17 protein-coding genes are annotated in these 17,489 nt (G+C 49.3%); 15 read left to right on the forward strand and 2 right to left on the reverse strand.

Annotated features, from left to right (window positions below; genetic code table 11):
• Positions 1-8: 8 nt before the first annotated feature.
• Positions 9-893: a recombination-associated protein RdgC gene (locus DUW71_RS12495; RefSeq protein WP_119395594.1), complete on the reverse strand. Its 885-nt coding sequence runs from the start codon at positions 891-893 to the stop codon at positions 9-11.
• Between the two features lie 72 nt (positions 894-965).
• Here DUW71_RS12495 and rrtA point away from each other — a divergent pair, with 72 nt between their 5' ends.
• Positions 966-1,568 (forward strand): rhombosortase, encoded by a 603-nt coding sequence (gene rrtA, locus DUW71_RS12500; RefSeq protein ID WP_158584057.1) that lies wholly within the window; start codon positions 966-968, stop codon positions 1,566-1,568.
• On the opposite strand, the gene DUW71_RS12505 is transcribed toward rrtA, so the two are convergent.
• The gene (locus DUW71_RS12505; RefSeq protein ID WP_119395596.1) at positions 1,540-2,415 is read right to left on the reverse strand and encodes a LysR family transcriptional regulator; all 876 of its coding nucleotides are present in this window, start codon (positions 2,413-2,415) and stop codon (positions 1,540-1,542) included. The genes rrtA and DUW71_RS12505 overlap by 29 nt on opposite strands.
• A 99-nt stretch (positions 2,416-2,514) precedes the next feature.
• Here DUW71_RS12505 and leuC point away from each other — a divergent pair, with 99 nt between their 5' ends.
• From leuC to DUW71_RS12575, 14 genes are all read left to right on the forward strand, one after another.
• Positions 2,515-3,942: a 3-isopropylmalate dehydratase large subunit gene (gene leuC / locus DUW71_RS12510; RefSeq protein WP_119395597.1), complete on the forward strand. Its 1,428-nt coding sequence runs from the start codon at positions 2,515-2,517 to the stop codon at positions 3,940-3,942.
• Positions 3,939-4,583 (forward strand): 3-isopropylmalate dehydratase small subunit, encoded by a 645-nt coding sequence (gene leuD, locus DUW71_RS12515; RefSeq protein WP_119395598.1) that lies wholly within the window; start codon positions 3,939-3,941, stop codon positions 4,581-4,583. Before leuC ends, leuD begins: the two co-directional genes overlap by 4 nt.
• A 9-nt stretch (positions 4,584-4,592) precedes the next feature.
• Entirely contained in the window at positions 4,593-5,669 is a 1,077-nt protein-coding gene (gene leuB, locus DUW71_RS12520) for a 3-isopropylmalate dehydrogenase (RefSeq protein WP_119395599.1), read from the forward strand.
• 15 nt (positions 5,670-5,684) lie between these two features.
• Positions 5,685-6,788, forward strand: a complete 1,104-nt coding sequence (gene asd / locus DUW71_RS12525) for an aspartate-semialdehyde dehydrogenase (protein WP_119395600.1) — start codon at positions 5,685-5,687, stop codon at positions 6,786-6,788.
• A gap of 188 nt (positions 6,789-6,976) precedes the next feature.
• Positions 6,977-9,631: a FimV/HubP family polar landmark protein gene (locus DUW71_RS12530; protein WP_119395601.1), complete on the forward strand. Its 2,655-nt coding sequence runs from the start codon at positions 6,977-6,979 to the stop codon at positions 9,629-9,631.
• Positions 9,632-9,725: 94 nt separating this feature from the next.
• Complete coding sequence (gene truA, locus DUW71_RS12535) at positions 9,726-10,574, forward strand: tRNA pseudouridine(38-40) synthase TruA (RefSeq protein WP_119395602.1); 849 nt, start codon at positions 9,726-9,728, stop codon at positions 10,572-10,574.
• Positions 10,558-11,184 (forward strand): phosphoribosylanthranilate isomerase, encoded by a 627-nt coding sequence (locus tag DUW71_RS12540; RefSeq protein WP_119395603.1) that lies wholly within the window; start codon positions 10,558-10,560, stop codon positions 11,182-11,184. The genes truA and DUW71_RS12540 overlap by 17 nt, the downstream gene beginning before the upstream one ends.
• A 94-nt stretch (positions 11,185-11,278) precedes the next feature.
• Positions 11,279-12,151, forward strand: a complete 873-nt coding sequence (gene accD, locus DUW71_RS12545; protein ID WP_119395604.1) for an acetyl-CoA carboxylase, carboxyltransferase subunit beta — start codon at positions 11,279-11,281, stop codon at positions 12,149-12,151.
• Positions 12,148-13,344 carry a bifunctional folylpolyglutamate synthase/dihydrofolate synthase gene (locus DUW71_RS12550; RefSeq protein WP_119395605.1) on the forward strand — a complete coding sequence of 399 codons (1,197 nt, stop codon included), beginning with the start codon at positions 12,148-12,150 and terminating at the stop codon, positions 13,342-13,344. The genes accD and DUW71_RS12550 overlap by 4 nt, the downstream gene beginning before the upstream one ends.
• The gene (locus DUW71_RS12555) at positions 13,317-13,829 is read left to right on the forward strand and encodes an SPOR domain-containing protein (protein WP_119395606.1); all 513 of its coding nucleotides are present in this window, start codon (positions 13,317-13,319) and stop codon (positions 13,827-13,829) included. Before DUW71_RS12550 ends, DUW71_RS12555 begins: the two co-directional genes overlap by 28 nt.
• A gap of 59 nt (positions 13,830-13,888) precedes the next feature.
• Positions 13,889-14,377 carry a CvpA family protein gene (locus DUW71_RS12560; protein WP_119395607.1) on the forward strand — a complete coding sequence of 163 codons (489 nt, stop codon included), beginning with the start codon at positions 13,889-13,891 and terminating at the stop codon, positions 14,375-14,377.
• A gap of 17 nt (positions 14,378-14,394) precedes the next feature.
• Positions 14,395-15,933: an amidophosphoribosyltransferase gene (gene purF / locus DUW71_RS12565; RefSeq protein WP_119395608.1), complete on the forward strand. Its 1,539-nt coding sequence runs from the start codon at positions 14,395-14,397 to the stop codon at positions 15,931-15,933.
• Positions 15,934-16,161: 228 nt separating this feature from the next.
• Positions 16,162-17,052, forward strand: a complete 891-nt coding sequence (gene galU / locus DUW71_RS12570) for a UTP--glucose-1-phosphate uridylyltransferase GalU (protein ID WP_119395609.1) — start codon at positions 16,162-16,164, stop codon at positions 17,050-17,052.
• 122 nt (positions 17,053-17,174) lie between these two features.
• A complete protein-coding gene (locus tag DUW71_RS12575) occupies positions 17,175-17,462 on the forward strand; it encodes a hypothetical protein (protein ID WP_119395610.1) in 288 nt (95 codons plus the stop codon).
• Positions 17,463-17,489 lie beyond the last annotated feature (27 nt).

Genomic DNA, 17,489 nt, shown 5'->3' on the forward strand with positions numbered 1-17,489 from the left:
GGGAATGCCTATGCGACTAAATCGCTGAGATCTTGCAATAAATAGTTAATCTGTTCAGCTTGCAAGGTGAAATCCGTGGCAGCCGCCATGGTATCGTCGTCTTGGTAGTCATCATTGTCGTCAAACAGGGTTTCACTGAACTTAATGCGCTTGATCAACCCATCTTTGTCCAAGATAAACTGGATGCGATCACGCCAGTTACACAGAAGCTTGCTGACTTGCCAGTCGTCGGCGAGGAGCTGTTTGCATTCATCTAGCGATAGTTCATGGTTTTTGTGGCGAGTGATGGTGTCTGTCTCGCCAGTTTGGCGCAGTTCAAACTCATCTCCGGCGGCTAGCAATTCTCCATGTTCACCAACGAAGGTCTCGGTAAGTAGGTTGGCGATATTCAGTTTACTGGCTAGTGGTACCGCTGGCAGCGTGCCCAAAGCCTCGCGCAATAGTGATAACAGCTCATCGGCGCGACTGGCACTGCCAACTCCAATAATCACATAACCAGCGTCGCGATTGATATACAGCCAATGTTGCTGGGTGCGAGTAAATGCGCGTGGTAGCAGTTCAAAAGTAATCTCATCTTTCAGCGTCTGGCGCTCATTACGACCAACTTTGCGACTTTCTTTTTGTTCAATCTGCTCTACTTTTTCAGCCAAGGCTTCGCTAATAACCGAGCTTGGCAATAGGCGCTCTTGGCGCTTAATGGCCATAAGGGTGTTATGCCCTTGGTTGAAGCAAAATGCGTCGCCGCCTGGCAGGGGTGGGCAGAAGCCTAGGCTAACTTGTTGCTGCTGACTGCAAGGTTGAAATTCATGCTCAGCAAGTGCCTGTTCTAGCGTGGTATCGTCGACTAATTGATCGGTTTTGATAGGAAAGATGACGAGGTTCTTAAACCACATGCATTACCCCTTTGCTTGTTGAATAAAGCAAGGCATTATGAACCAGCGATGGAAACCTGCAAGAGAATAATAATGACATTAGTAAAGCAGTATTTTGGTTGGGGCTTGTTAGTGCTACTTATGGCAATCGTTGAGCTACCCTTTCTTCAGTTGAAGCAATATTTCTACTTTGATCAACAGTATGTTGAGTTAGGCCAGGTGTGGCGTATTGTCACGACCCACCTAGTGCACATGAATCTCACCCACTTTGCGATGAACTTTTTAGGGTTGGCGATCATCGCTTGGGTGGGGCCGCGTTGGCTAACGGATTGGCGGGCGTTGCCTTTCAATTTGTGGCTATTTTTGCTGGTGGGTTATGGTATTTGGGAGGTTGCCAAGGCCGATCCTGCCTTTAATGCCTATTTTGGTTTTTCTGGTGTTCTGTATGGTTGGCTGGTAGTAGCCTTGGCTTTCGCACCAAACTACAGCATTCCTATTCGCATCTTGGCGGCTGGCTTTATCTCAGCGAAAGTGTTGCTCGAGCAAATACCTGGCTTTAGCTTTGTTGCCACAGATGCTGCCATAGGCGCGCCTGTGATGGTACAGGCGCACTTGTTCGGGCTATTAGGGGCAATCATCGTCATGCCTATTTTGTGGCGCTTGTTCATTAAGCCCGCGCGTGCAACACCTCAATAAAACGTTTCGCAGCATTGCTCATGGTGCGCCCGCGCATGGCTAAGTAGCCAAGGTGGCGCACCGGTGTGGCCGCCGAAACCGGCAATTCAACCAAGGGTGATTGGATCATGTTGCGCGGCAGTACCGACCAGCCAAGGCCGCTCGCTACAAGCGTGCGAATGGTTTCAATATAATTCACAGGAATGGTTGGTCGCAGTGGTAGTTTGTGGCGGCTAAATAGCTGCGCCACTAGCTCGAACGTGGTGGTATTCGTCTCAGGCAAGATGCAATCCGAGTAGGCCAATTCGTTAAGCTGTACCTGCTTTCTATTCGCCAATGGGTGTTCACCTGAGGCGGCGAAACACAATTCATCGCGCCATAGTTTGGTGGCATTTAGTTCGCTGCTCAGTTGTTTTGGCAACGTAATAAATGCCAACTCTATGCGCCGCTGCTTGAGTGCGGCAATCGCTTCCTCGGAACTCATAAACTGAAGTTCTAGGTTTACATCTGGGTGCAGTTGCCGGTAGGCCTTTAATACATGCGGTAAACGGTGTATGCCAATATGGTGGCTGCAGGCAATATTAAGTGTGCCAGTCACATGTAGCGCTAAATTGTTCATTACCAGGCTGGCTTCATCAAGCTCTGCCATAATGCGTTTGGCAATAGGTACTAATGCTGCGCCTGCCTCGGTTAGCTGTAGGTTGCGACCAATGCGATCGAACAAAGGGCTGCCCACCTCATCCTCTAACACCTTGATGCGCTTGCTCACCGCAGGTTGTGAGATGTGCAAGGCTTGGGACGCGGCGGAAAATGATCCAAGTTCGGCTATTTTTACTAAGGCCGCCAAGCCTTGTAAGTCAAGATTCATAGCTCATGGTTATAGATGTTATGAAAAATATCAATTTGAGTGATTGTAGCAACCGACGTATCATTTGTCAGTGTTGCAGAGTGAGTAATGGAGCTCGTTATGGGCAAAACCTTATATGACAAATTATGGGACGCACACGTCGTGGATACGCGCGATGATGGCACGTCATTATTGTATATCGACCGGCAGTTGTTGCATGAAGTGACCTCGCCACAGGCGTTTGAGGGGCTGCGCATTGCTGGGCGCAAGCCATGGCGCATAGCGGCTAACCTAGCTACGCCAGATCACAATGTGCCAACCAGTGCCGCCGAGCGTACGCAAGGCATCAATGGCATTGCTGATCCGGTGTCGAAAATTCAGGTGCAAACCCTTGATGACAACTGTAATGAGTTTGGTGTGATGCAGTTTGCCATGGGTGACCAGCGTCAAGGCATCGTACACGTAGTCGGCCCAGAGCAAGGTGCCACGCTACCTGGCATGACCGTTGTTTGTGGTGACTCGCACACGGCAACCCACGGTGCATTTGCTGCACTGGCCCACGGTATTGGTACCAGTGAAGTAGAGCATGTGCTTGCGACACAGTGTTTGTTGCAGCGCAAAATGAAAAACATGTTGGTTCAGGTGAATGGCAAGGTTGGCCCTGGCATTACCGGTAAAGATATTGTTTTGCATGTGATTGGCGTTATCGGCACGGCTGGCGGCAATGGTTGCGCCATTGAGTTTGCCGGTGAAGCCATTCGAGACTTGTCGATGGAAGGTCGTATGTCGGTGTGCAATATGGCCATTGAAGCCGGTGCTCGCGTTGGGCTAGTGGCGGTGGATGAAAAAACCATCGACTATTTAAAAGACCGCCCGTTTGCACCAAAAGCGGAGCAGTGGCAGCAAGCAGTTGACTACTGGCGCACCCTAGTATCAGACGCTGATGCACAGTTTGACAAGGTAGTGGAAATTAACGCTAGTGATATTGAGCCGCAAGTGTCTTGGGGAACGTCTCCTGAGATGGTTGTGCCAGTGTCGGGCAAGGTGCCAGCTTTAGCACAAGCTAAAAGTGATGTGCAGCGCAAAGACTGGCAACGTGCTTATGAGTATATGGGGTTGGCACCAGAGCAAAGCATCGAGTCCATTCAGTTGGATCGTGTGTTCATTGGCTCTTGCACAAACTCGCGTATTGAAGATATTCGTGCGGCTGCAGCCGTTGCCAAAGGTCGCAAGGTAGCAAGCTCGGTTAAACAAGCCATGGTGGTGCCGGGTTCTGGTTTGGTTAAAGCTCAAGCCGAAGCAGAAGGTTTGCATGAAGTGTTGCTCGAGGCTGGGTTTGAATGGCGTGAGCCAGGTTGCTCAATGTGCTTGGCGATGAATGCCGACCGCCTAGGAGCGGGTGAGCACTGCGCCTCTACTTCAAACCGTAACTTTGAAGGTCGCCAAGGTTTTGGCGGGCGCACACACCTAGTTAGCCCAGCGATGGCAGCGGCAGCAGCCATTGCTGGTCATTTTGTCGATGTACGTACCATGGTGGAGGAAGCATGAAAGCGTTTACCGTAGAGCAGGGTATCGTTGCACCAATGGATCGTGCCAACATTGATACCGACATGATTATCCCAAAGCAGTTCTTGAAATCGATCAAGCGCACCGGCTTTGGCCCTAATTTGTTTGATGAGTTGCGCTATCTTGATGTTGGCCAGCCCGGCATGGACAACAGCAAGCGCCCATTAAACGAGAGTTTTGTGTTAAATCAACCGCGCTACCAAGGTGCTTCGGTACTGTTGGCACGTGAGAACTTCGGATGTGGTTCGAGCCGTGAGCACGCGCCGTGGGCGCTAGACGATTATGGCTTTCGTGCTGTGATTGCGCCAAGTTTTGCTGATATTTTCTACAACAACTGTTTCAAGAATGGTCTGTTACCAATCGTATTAGACGATGCCATTGTTGATCAGCTGTTTAGTGAAGTGGCCGCAACGGAAGGTTACCAGCTAACGGTTGATCTATCTGAGCAAGTGGTTGTAACCCCTGGCGAAGAACGATTCGCCTTTGAGGTGGATGCGTTTCGCAAGCATTGTTTATTAAACGGCCTGGATGACATAGGCCTGACCTTGCAAGAAGCCGACAAAATTAAGAACTATGAGCAGCAGCGTAAGGCGGTAACGCCATGGTTGTTTGCTGACGTGTAAGGAATCAAAGTGAAAAAAGTACTTGTATTGCCAGGTGATGGTATTGGCCCTGAAATTGTATCACAAGCCGAAAGAGTGCTGGCGGCAGTGGTTGCCAAGTTTGACCTCGATATCGAAACGAGTCACGGACTTATTGGTGGTGCTGCCATTGATGCGACAGGGAAACCCTACCCAGAAGCAACCGATGCAGCGGCAAAAGCGGCAGATGCGATTTTGTTAGGTGCTGTTGGTGGTCCTAAATGGGATGCCCTAGATATGGCAATTCGCCCTGAAAAGGGATTGTTAGCCATTCGCTCGCAGCTTGGTTTGTTTGGTAACTTACGTCCTGCCTTGTTATACCCTCAGCTGGCGTCGGCTTCTACGCTTAAGCCAGAAGTAGTATCCGGTTTGGACTTGTTAATCGTGCGTGAATTGACCGGTGGTATCTATTTTGGTCAGCCGCGTGGTATTCGCACACTAGAAAATGGTGAGCGCGAGGGCTTTAACACATACGTTTATAGTGAATCGGAAATCCGTCGTATCGCTGTTGTTGCATTCGAGGCGGCAATGAAGCGCGATAAGCGTGTTTGCTCGGTAGACAAAGCAAACGTACTAGAAGCGACTGTGTTGTGGCGCGAAATCATGGAAGAGGTGGCTAAAGATTACCCTGAAGTCGAGCTGTCGCACATGTATGTTGACAATGCCGCAATGCAGCTCGTTCGCGCGCCAAAGCAGTTTGATGTTATGGTAACGGGTAATATGTTCGGTGACATCTTATCAGACTGTGCAGCCATGCTAACAGGTTCAATCGGCATGCTTCCGTCGGCGTCACTGGATCAAGCGGGCAAGGGTATGTACGAGCCAATTCACGGCAGTGCCCCTGATATTGCTGGCCAAAATGTGGCTAACCCGCTGGCAACCATTTTGTCTGTTGCCATGATGTTGCGCTACTCACTGGGTGAGTTAGCTGCTGCCGATGCGATCGAACAAGCAGTTGTAGCAGTACTAGATCAAGGTTTGCGTACTGCAGATATCGCAACAAAAGATGAACAAGCTGTCTCAACAACTGCCATGGGTGATGCAGTCGTTGCAGCATTGAATGCATAAGTTTTTGGAGTTTTTATGTTGAAAGTAGGTTTTGTAGGCTGGCGTGGTATGGTCGGCTCAGTACTGATGGACCGTATGCAGGAAGAAGGTGATTTTAACAACATCTCTGCAACTTTTTTTACCACCTCGCAAGCTGGTCAGCTAGGCCCAGATTTCGCTGGCGAGGCAACGCCACTGCAAGATGCAACAGATATCAAACTGTTAGCTGAGCAAGACGTGATTGTAACCTGCCAAGGCGGCGACTACACATCAGAAGTCTACCAGCCATTGCGTGATTCAGGTTGGAATGGCTACTGGATCGATGCAGCGTCATCACTGCGTATGCAAGATGATGCTGTCATTGTTCTAGATCCAGTTAACCGCAGTGTGATCGATGATGCTTTAAAAGCTGGTACGAAAACCTATGTGGGCGGTAACTGTACCGTGTCATTACTGTTGCTAGCGATTGGTGGTCTATTCGAGCAAGACTTAGTTGAGTGGGTAACGCCACATACTTATCAAGCTGCGTCAGGTGCTGGTGCCCGCAACATGAAGGAGCTGCTGGCGCAGATGAGTGCGCTGGGTAAAACAGCAGAAGAAAATCCGTCGGCAGCAATTCTTGAGCTAGACAAAAAAGTTACCGAGACATTGCGTAGTGAAGCATTTCCAACGGAAAATTTTGGCGCCCCGCTTGCTGGTAGCTTGATTCCATGGATCGACAAGGCGTTACCGTCAGGTCAGAGTAAAGAAGAGTGGAAAGCACAGGTTGAAGCGAACAAAATCGTTGGTCGTTCTGACAATCCAGTGTTTATCGACGGTATCTGTGTTCGTATTGGCGCCATGCGCTCTCACAGCCAAGCATTAACGATTAAGTTGAAGAAGGATTTGCCGGTTGCCGAGATTGAAAAAATCTTAGCTGCGCACAACGATTGGGTTGAAGTGGTGCCGAACGACAAAGAAGCAACGATGCAGAAGTTGACGCCAGCATACGCCACAGGCACCCTAAAGATTCCGGTTGGCCGAATCCGTAAACTGGCAATGGGTGGCGAATATATTTCAGCCTTCACCGTTGGCGACCAGTTGCTGTGGGGTGCTGCTGAGCCGCTGCGCCGCATGCTAGGAATTTTGGTTGAACAGTGATCTAATTCAAAAGATTGATCTAGGCCGGTTTCATACCGGCCTTTTTTATTGCCGGAATAGCGCTCAGTGATTGATTCGTCGTCGCGAATCTTTAATACTTAGTGAAATAACGCAAAATTCGCTAAACTAAAGCGAATTCGATATATTGCGAAATAAACGAATAGAATAATTGGGAAAGGAACTGACAGATGCTACGTAAACTCGCCTTAGCGGTCGCTACCGCTGGTAGTTTGTATTCTGCGCCGGCGATGGCCTTAGGGCTTGGCAGTATCCAACTAGACTCTGCACAAAATGAGCCGTTGAGTGCAGAAATTGTATTAGCTGATATTGATGGCCTGGCGCTAACAGATATCCAGCCAGAACTAGCTGATAACGAGGACTTTCAGAGAGCGGGTATTGAACGCTTCTTTTTCCTTTCCAACTTAAAGTTTGAACCTTTCGTCGACAGCGACGGCGTAAGCAAGATTCGTGTGACAACCTCGCAGCCAGTGGTTGAGCCCTACTTATCATTCTTGCTGGAAGTGAATTGGCCTACTGGCCGCTTGTTAAAAGAATATACAGTTCTGCTCGACCCGCCGAGTGTGGCTGGCAAATCTGCCCTACCTGAAATTCGTGTTGCAACAAACAATGATGCGGGGACGTCGCAACCGGTTGCGCCATCGCAGGGCGGCAATATTACATCGACCGCCACCATAACCAGCCGCAATGAAACAGTCACCACGACAACTGAACGCCCAGTACGCAATGAGCAGCTGCCAAGTGGTCAATACCGCGTTGAAAGTGGCGACACACTTTGGGTGATTGCACGCGACAGCCGACCTCAAGGCGCGTCGGTAAATCAAACCATGGTTGCTATCCAACGAATGAACCCGAATGCGTTCCTTAATGGCAACATTAACCTGATAAAAGCGGGCAGTGTACTTGATTTGCCAAGTGCTGATGACGTTCGTCGTTATGCAGCAAACCAAGCCGATCAGTTGGTCGCCGAGCAAAATCGTGCGTTCAGCAGCGGTGCTCCGGTAGCGCAAGAAGAGACGCTTATTGCCACACCTACTCAGCCAGATGAGCCGGTGCAGGCTGAGCAGGATGCTGACGGGCGTTTGGAGGTGGTGAGCGAAAGCAATCCAGATGATGCCAACAAGGTTGAGCAGCTAGAAAATGAGCTGGCCATTTCGCAAGACGAAGTGGACCGTCTGTCGCGCCAAAACGAGTTGTTAAACTCTCGTATTGCCGACTTAGAGCAAAGCCTGCAAGACATGCAGCGCCTAATTGATTTGCAAAGCGAAACGGCTGCCGTGATTGCAGCTACAGCGACGCCAACGCCGAACGCCACCGGTGCAGTGGGCGAGGTAATGGTCGATGCAACGCCCGTTGCAGCGGAAACGCCTACCAGTAATGAAGCCGCGCCTGTTGCGGCAAGCCCAACGCCAACCTTAACGCCAACACCTGCACCTGTAGCGGTAGTGCCTGAGCCAGAGCCAAATCTATTAACCAAGGTGACGAATTGGCTGACAGGTAATATTCTAAATGCTGCCATTGTTGGTCTAGGTGCTTTTATCATTGTTGCCGGTGCAATTGTACTCGTAACACGTCGTCGTAAAGAAGATGACCTCGATGATTTGGAAGAGGAAGATCTGGACGCACTGGATGGCTTTGATGAAGAGGTCGATTCGTTGCCTGAGGCTGATCATGAGGCGCCGGAAGCTGCGGAAAATAGCAGCGAGCCAGACGAAGAAAATCCTTTCTCAAACACCGAGATGTACTTAGCTTTTGGTCACTTCGATCAGGCGATGGATGAGCTTGATGCGGTAGAAGGTCGTGGTGTTGCGTCGCATTTGGTTGACGAAAAACGCCTTGAAGTACTCGCTGAGGCCGGTTTGCGTGACCGTTTTGAAGTCATTGCACACCGAGTTGACCTGCCGGCTGAAAAGCTGCAAGCGTTGCAAGCCAAGCTGAGTGAAAATGAAGTTGCTCTGCCTGACTCGTCTGATGATGTCGACCTGTCGATGGACTTCAACGAGACAGCCGATAACGACTTGTCATTTGATGAAACGAGCTTTGATGAAGGCGAAGAGCTGAATCTAGATTCGCCTGAAAGCGCTGCAGAAGCAGCCTTGGATGTTGATGAGTCGAATGATCTAAACTTTGATGCGCCTGAACCAATTGCTGAAGGCATGGATCTCACTGAAGAACAGCTTGATTACAGTTTTGATGAGCCTGCAAGCGAGCAGGACGACGGCCTAGATTTCGATTTTGATGCGCCAGCCCCTGAGTCGCAGTCATCTGTCGATGAATCGCCTGACAGTGGCGATGACTTTGCCGCTGATTCAGGCATGGATTTCGATCTGCCAGAATCAGATGCAACGCCAGAAGCTGAAACCCCTGCAGCGGAAGCACCAAGCAATGAGTTTGATTTTGATGAAGTGCCAGCAGTTGAACCGGTTGATTCAGAATTACCTGCAGCTGAGGAGAGCTGGGAAGCACCAGAGTTTGAGAATGTTGAAGAGCCAGAAGAGCAGGTAAAAGATGCTGAGCTTGATATGGGTCTTGATTTTGGCGACCTAGATGCAGACTTCGATGAGCTAAGCAGCGAACTTGAAGCATCGATGAATGATCCTGTGCAAGTGTCGAGTGATGCACCAGATTCACTCGATGATGACTCTGACGACGACTTCGGTATTTTGAGCAGTGCAGATGAGTTTGGTACCAAGCTTGACTTGGCTCGCGCCTACATTGATATGGAAGACGTTGAGTCGGCTCGCGACATTTTGCAAGAAGTGATAGCAGACGGTGATGACGAGCAGAAGTCACAAGCACAGTCGTTACTAAGTGAGCTGAACTAGGCTTTATTATTTGTTCGGCGGTGACTTTCTTTAGTATTTCGCCGGAAACTTTGGTAAAAAGCACCGCTTGTCGGTGCTTTTTTTGTTGTGAGATATGACTGAAGAATTTCGTCCAGATGCCCCAGATAAAATCCACCGCTATGCGCTAGGCGTAGAGTACGATGGGCAAGCGTTTTATGGTTTTCAGCTGCAAACCAATGCGTTTCCTACTGTGCAAGGGGTGTTGGAAACAGCCGTTGGTAAAATTGCTAATGAAGCTGTCCGCTTCTCCTGTGCCGGCAGAACCGATACGGGTGTGAGTGCGAGTGTGCAAGTGGTTCACTTTGATACCAGTGTTGAGCGCCCAATACATTCTTGGATACTGGGATCTAACCGCCATCTGCCAGATGGCTGCAGTATTCAGTGGGCAAAAAAAATGCCTGCCAGTTTTCATGCGCGTTTTAGTGCACAGGCCCGACGCTATCGCTATTGTATTGTTAACCGTGACTACCCACATGCGATCAATCGCCGTGGTTTGGCATGGTATCGCCATCCGCTCGATGTTGAAAAAATGCATGCGGCAGCGCAACTGCTAGTAGGTGAGCATGACTTTAGTTCATTCCGTGCTGCTCATTGTCAGGCTCACTCACCGGTGAAAAATCTGCATTTTATTCGTGTTGAGCGATATGGCGATATGGTTACCATAGATGTGAAAGCGAACGCCTTTCTATATCATATGGTGCGCAATATTGCTGGTTCGCTAATGCAAATTGGTGCCGGCGACTACCCGGTTGATTGGTTGGCTGAGGTGTTTGCCAAACGTGATCGCAGACAAGCTGGTATTACAGCGCCGCCGGAAGGCCTAACGTTTACTGGGGTAGACTATGATAAAAAGTTTGAGTTGCCTTGCACCTATCGTGAACCCGTTTTTTTAAGTTGGATTGACCATGCGAACCAGAATTAAAATTTGTGGGCTGCGAACCCCAGAAAATGCCTTGGCCGCCGTGGCCGCGGGCGCTGATGCCATAGGACTGGTTTTTTATCCGAACAGTCCGCGCAGTGTAACCATTGCCGAGGCTGCGGCCATTGCTCGCGCATTGCCACCGTTTGTTAGCAAAGTGGCCTTATTGGTCGATCCGTCAGAAAGCTTGGTTAAACAAGTGATCAATGAAGTTGGGGTCGATGTGCTGCAATTTCATGGCAATGAGTCGCAAGCGTTTTGCCAAGCATTTGATAAGAGCTGGTATAAAGCCGTGCGCGTCAAAGATAAACAAGCCGTGGCGCAAGCCTTGCAAACTTTTGATCAGGCGAATGCTTTGTTGTTAGATGCCTTTGTTGAAGGGGTGCCTGGTGGTACAGGTGAGCAGTTTGATTGGTCGCTGGTGCCAAAAGATGGCCCTCGTATCATCCTTGCTGGTGGCTTGACTCCAGATAATGTGGCTGATGCAATGGCTGCGACTCGACCTTACGCGGTTGATGTAAGTGGTGGTGTTGAAGCAAGCAAGGGAGTGAAAGATCCCCAGAAAATGCAAGCTTTTGTTAAGCAAGTATTGGCAGCAGACATGGCGCGCTAGTGAAATTGCTTCACAGGTGTCTGCAGTGATTAAGCATAGGTATGCGATCATGGATATCGCATAATGATGGAAGGATTTAGGGTAGGAATTTGAAATGAGTAGCTGGTTAGAGAAAATTGTACCGTCGATCATGCGCTCTGAGCGCAAGCCATCAAGCAGTGTGCCTGAAGGGCTTTGGGATAAATGTCCTAGCTGCTCGGCTGTATTGTATCGCCCAGAGCTAGAGCGTAACCAAGAAGTATGTCCAAAGTGCGACCACCATATGCGTTTATCTGGTCGGGCGCGAATTAATGTATTTTTAGACGAAGACGGCCGCCAAGAAATTGGTGCCGAAGTTGAACCGGTTGACCGCCTAAAATTTAAAGACAGCAAGCGCTATAAAGATCGTATTACCGCGGCGCAAAAATCGACAGGCGAAAAAGATGCCTTAACCGTAATGTCTGGCAAGGTGGAAGGTGTGCCAGTTGTTGTGGCGGCATTTGATTTTAAATACATGGGTGGTTCCATGGGCGCGGTTGTTGGCCACAAGTTTGCGATGGCCGTTGAGCATTGTTTGGCAAATAACTTGCCACTAGTATGCTTCTCAACCTCGGGTGGGGCGCGCATGCAAGAAGCCCTGTTCTCGCTTATGCAAATGGCAAAAACATCGGCTGGCATTGAAAAAATGCGTCAAAACGGTCTGCCATATATCTCCGTGATGCTAGACCCTTGTTACGGTGGTGTGTCTGCGTCGTTGTCTATGTTGGGTGATTTGAACATTGCCGAACCAAAAGCGGTTATTGGTTTTGCTGGTCGTCGCGTAATTGAGCAAACTGTTCGTGAAGCACTACCGGATGATTTTCAAACGGCAGAGTTTTTACTTGAGCATGGCGCGATCGACATGGTGGTTCATCGCCATGAGATGCGCAATGTCATCGCTCGTAACCTGGCTAAATTTATGCAGTTGCCGGAAGTCGCTCGTTCATGACCTTAGCGGATTGGTTACAGCGCATAGAGCAGTACCACCCAAGCGAGATTGAGCTTGGGTTGGATCGCTTGCGACACGTTTGGCAAGCAATGAACTGTAGGGTTGATGCAACCGTTGTCACGGTTGCTGGTACCAATGGTAAGGGCTCAACTTGTGCATATATTGACGCATTGTTAACCGAGCATGGGTTGTATACCGGCCGCTATAGCTCGCCGCATTTTCATCAATTTAACGAACGCATTTTGATTGACGGTCAGCCGGTCGATGATGCCACGCTTGTAGCTGCCTTCGAGCACGTTGATCGAGCTCGCGGTGATATCCCACTTACTTATTTCGAGTTCACTACGCTTGCTGCCTTTTATTGTTACTGGCAAGCAGAAGTGGAGGTTTGGATTTTGGAGGTTGGGCTGGGTGGCCGTTTGGATGCGGTAAACCTGCTCGATGCGGATGTCGCTGTACTAACATCGGTTGGTTTAGACCACCAAGACTATTTAGGGGATACCCTAGAGGCAATCGGTCGTGAAAAAGCGGGCATTTGCCGCTTTGCACGGCCCTTTGTGATTGGACTAGCGTCGCCGCCGGAGTCGGTTTTGAGAGTAGCCGAGCAGACAGACGCTGAGGTTCTTCTGCGTGATCTGCACTTTGGCGATACGGACAGTGGCGTGTATGTCGGCGAGCAAACATTCACAGTGCCAAAGCTTAATTTACCTCGCATCAATGTCGCCACCGCGATGCAGGCGGCGCAGCGCCTTGTTGACCTTGAACCGGCGCTAGTGAGTAAAGCTTTGGCCAAGGCTGCTTTGATTGGGCGCATGCAAACGATTAGTTGGCAGGGTCAAACGGTCACGTTAGATGTAGCACATAACCCTGAAGCGGCGACTAACCTTGCGCAGCAATTAGCAGGCAGTTCATTCGCAGTGGTCTTTGCTGGCTTAGTGGACAAAGATTTAGCCGGTGTGGTCAGTGCTTTGCAGCCAGTCGCTGATACCTGGCACCTAGCTGGATTGGATGTGCCACGAGGCTTATCGGCGCAAGGGTTGGCTGAGCGCACAGGTCTTGCTGCGGATTTGTATGCAACGCCGCAGCTGGCACTAGAAGGCGCACTACGCACAGGTAAAAATGTGTTAGTCTGTGGCTCGTTTTTTACTGTTTCTGCGGCGTTATCATGGCTGAGCAATCCAACAAAAGATTAATTCTTCGACGTGTACTAGGTGTTATTTTAGTCGTCAGTGCAGGTGCATTGGTATTCCCGCGGCTATTTGATGGTAGTGGCGTGGTGCCAACGTCCCAGCGCGTTGACATCCCACCCGCGCCAGTTGTTGAACTACCACAGCCAGCTGAAGTGGTCGAGTATCTCGATCAAGAGGATGCGCTCGAGTTATTAGCGGAGCCAACGCCAAGCGTGCAGTCACCAACACCGAGTGTGTCGACCATCTCGGCTGGTTGGGTGGTGCAGCTGGGAACCTTCTCAGATGCGGCTAACGCCGAGCGTTTAGTTGAAAATGTGCGCGCTGCAGGGGAAGTGGCCTTCGTGCGAGACTTGATCGCCCGCGATGAACGCGTGTTTTATCAGGTCATGGTAGGCCCAGTTGCTGAAGAGGCAACGGCTCGTGAGTTAAAGCGTCAATTAGACGAGCAATTTTCTGTGGCAGGCTTAGTGCTTAAGTTCACGCCTTAATGTTGGTGATTACACGAGGCTCTGGTACACTGCGCCCGTTTTAGATACCTAGGTCAATCATGGTCCTGATCGATTGGATTATCGTCATAGTAGTGCTGCTCTCTACCTTAGTGAGCCTAGCACGCGGTTTCGTCAAAGAGGCCATGTCATTGGCTAGCTGGGTTGCCGCTTTTCTGCTGGCCCGTTTAATGGCGCCTCGTCTCTCGATTTATTTTGTTGATTGGTTTGAATCACCAACCGTACAAGTCGGATTAGCCTTCGTTGCCGTTTTTATCTGTGTGCTGATACTTGGTGCACTCATCTCTTTTTTATTTCATTCAGCAGTCGAACAAGTAGGCCTCAAGGGCTCAGATCGACTGTTGGGTAGTGTATTTGGCTTTGCCCGTGGCTTATTGGTTGTGGTGTTGGGGTACAGCTTAATGCAGGTATTTTCTATGCAGCAAATGTGGCCAGATTCCCTTTTGCTGCCATATGTCGAACCTATCGCAGCGTGGACAGCTGATCACCTTCAGCAGGTCTCCGCTACACTTATCGAGCTAAGCAATTAAGTAGAGGAAAGCAGCAAATGTGCGGAATTGCAGGCATTTATGGGTATTCGCCGGTCAATCAGCAGTTGTATGATGCATTGACCGTACTGCAACACCGAGGGCAGGATGCTGCCGGTATTGTGACGGCCGAAAGTGGCAAATTTTATCTACGTAAAAGCAATGGTTTAGTGCGTGATGTGTTCCGTACTCGCCATATGAAACGCTTAGTGGGCAATATGGGCATCGCGCATGCTCGCTACCCAACAGCTGGTACGTCTAGTTTGGCCGAATCACAGCCATTCTATGTCAACTCACCCTATGGCATTGCCTTGGCACACAACGGTAATCTAACGAACTCAGAGCAGCTAAGTGAAGAGATCTTCCGCGAAGACCTTCGTCATATCAATACCACGTCTGACTCAGAAGTATTGTTGAACGTACTTGCCCATGAACTACAAGTAATTGGCAAGTTAATGCCAACAGCCAGTGATGTGTTTGCTGCGGTTCGTGCTACGCATAATCGCTGTCGTGGTGGTTATGCCGTGGTTGCCATGATCTCAGGCTATGGCATGTTAGGTTTTCGTGACCCGAATGGCATACGTCCAATTTGTTATGGTATTCGCCATACTGAAGATGGTCGCACTGAGTACATGCTGGCCAGTGAAAGTGTGGCATTAACGGCCTGTGGTTTTGAGATGGTTCGCGATCTCGCACCAGGTGAATGTATTTATATTGACAGTTCTGGTGCCATGCATAGCGAAATTTGTGCTGATAACGCCAAGTTGAGCCCTTGTATCTTTGAACACGTTTATTTTGCACGCCCAGATTCAATCATCGATGGCATTCCGGTGTATCACGCGCGCCTTGAAATGGGCAGTTCGCTCGCCAAAAAGATTAAACGAGAGCGTCCAGAGCACGATATTGATGTAGTGATGCCAATTCCGGATACCTCGCGAACGTCGGCGCTGCAACTCGCCACCGAGCTTGGTGTCGAGTATCGCGAGGGGTTTATTAAAAACCGCTACATTGGCCGCACCTTTATCATGCCAGGCCAAGCCATTCGCAAAAAATCAGTGAAGCAGAAACTCAACCCAATCAATCTTGAGTTTAAAGACAAGGTTGTACTGCTGGTAGACGATTCAATCGTGCGTGGGACAACGTGTGATCAAATCATTGAGATGGCCCGCGAATCTGGCGCCAAAAAAGTTTATTTTGCTTCCGCTGCTCCGGCTGTTCGTTACCCAAACGTTTATGGTATCGATATGCCAGCGGCCAGTGAGTTAATTGCACACGGGCGCACAACTGAACAAGTACAAGAAGAAATTGGTGCGGACTGGTTAATTTACCAAGACCTACCAGATCTGATTGATGCTGTGCAAGCAGCTGCGCCAGACGTCAAAATTGAGCAATATGACTGCTCGGTATTTAACGGTGAGTATGTCACTGGTGATGTGACAGCTGATTATTTGGCACGCATAGAAGCGGCACGAAATGACTCAAATAAGTCAAAAAGCTTGCCAGCCGATGAATCGGGCATGATTGACTTGCACAATGATGATACCAGCGAGAATGGCTAACGCAGTCAGCTAGGGATATCGACAAAACCGCGGCGCTTTAGTCGCGGTTTTTTTTGTGCTTTTGAAAATCACCGCAAAAAGCTATTCATATCAACGACTTATACTAGATTTGCTGGAACATTATGACCTCGTTTGCAAATTGCTTGTGCGTAGTCTGGGTTTTCGGTTATGAACACGTTACGATAACACCATAGGGCAGAAAGCCTAGTCGAATAAATAAGGACACCCATGCAAGTCAGAAAAGCTGTTATCCCTGTTGCTGGTTTAGGCACGCGTATGTTGCCAGCCACTAAAGCCATCCCAAAAGAAATGCTGCCTGTGGTAGACAAGCCGATGATTCAATACATCGTCAACGAGTGTGTTGAAGCGGGTATTAAAGAAATTGTCTTAGTGACGCACGCCTCGAAAAACAGCATCGAAAACCACTTTGATACATCGTTTGAACTTGAAGCAACATTGGAGAAGCGGGTTAAGCGCCAATTGTTGGAGGAAGTTCAGTCTATTTGTCCGAAAGATGTGACCATTATGCACGTGCGCCAAGGTACTGCTAAAGGCCTTGGTCATGCTGTTCTATGTGCTCGACCACTGGTTGGCGACAACCCGTTTGCAGTCGTGCTACCAGATGTTTTGATTGATGATGTCGCAGCGAATCCAAAAGCCGATAACTTGGCAGAAATGGTCAAGCTTTATAACACCACACAAGAAAGCCAAGTAATGGTAGAGGGCGTGCCGAAAGAGCAGGTCGATCAGTATGGTGTGGTTGATGTCAACGGCGCTGAGTTGAAGCCTGGTGGTGTTGCACCCATTAAAAACATGGTGGAAAAACCGCCAGTTGAAGAAGCACCTAGTAACCTTTCGATTGTTGGTCGTTATGTTTTATCTGCGGCAACCTGGGACTTGCTAGAGCGTACACCACCAGGTGCAGGAGACGAGATTCAGCTAACCGACGCCATGTTTATGCTGATGGAAAAAGAAACCGTTAATGCCTACTACATGAAAGGCCGCTCACATGATTGTGGCAGCAAATTGGGCTACATGATGGCCAATGTGGAATACGGTTTGCGTCATGAAAAACTCGGTAGTGAGTACAAAGCGCGTCTAAAAAAACTACTCAAGTAGTTTTATTCTGGGCGCATAACCGTTGTTATGCGCCGCACCAAAATTTTAATCTCTGCAAGATGGCCAAAACTAGGCGATACTTCGTATAACCCTGTGTTCAACTAAGTGCTTAAGGAGTCGCTATGGCTTGGTTATTGGTGTTGGTTCCAGCTTTGATTGTTGGCGGTTTCTGCTTTATTTGGCGGGACGATAAAGTAGGGCGCTACACCGCAGTTATTATTCCAGCATTGCTTGCGCTTATTGGCTTTGCCTATGTCATTACCATTGCTGATGTGAACGGCGGTTGGTCGCTGGCAACGGTAGCGGGTTGGTTGTTTATTACGGCCATTGCAGGTGCAGGTGGTTTGGCTGGCTTTTTTATTGGCGAGTCGCTTGTTGGGCATGAGACGCCAAAGGAAGATCAATCATAAAAAAAGCTGGCTAAGCCAGCTTTTTTT

The sequence above is a fragment of the Salinibius halmophilus genome (genome assembly GCF_003577475.1).
Lineage (GTDB): Bacteria > Pseudomonadota > Gammaproteobacteria > Pseudomonadales > Natronospirillaceae > Salinibius > Salinibius halmophilus.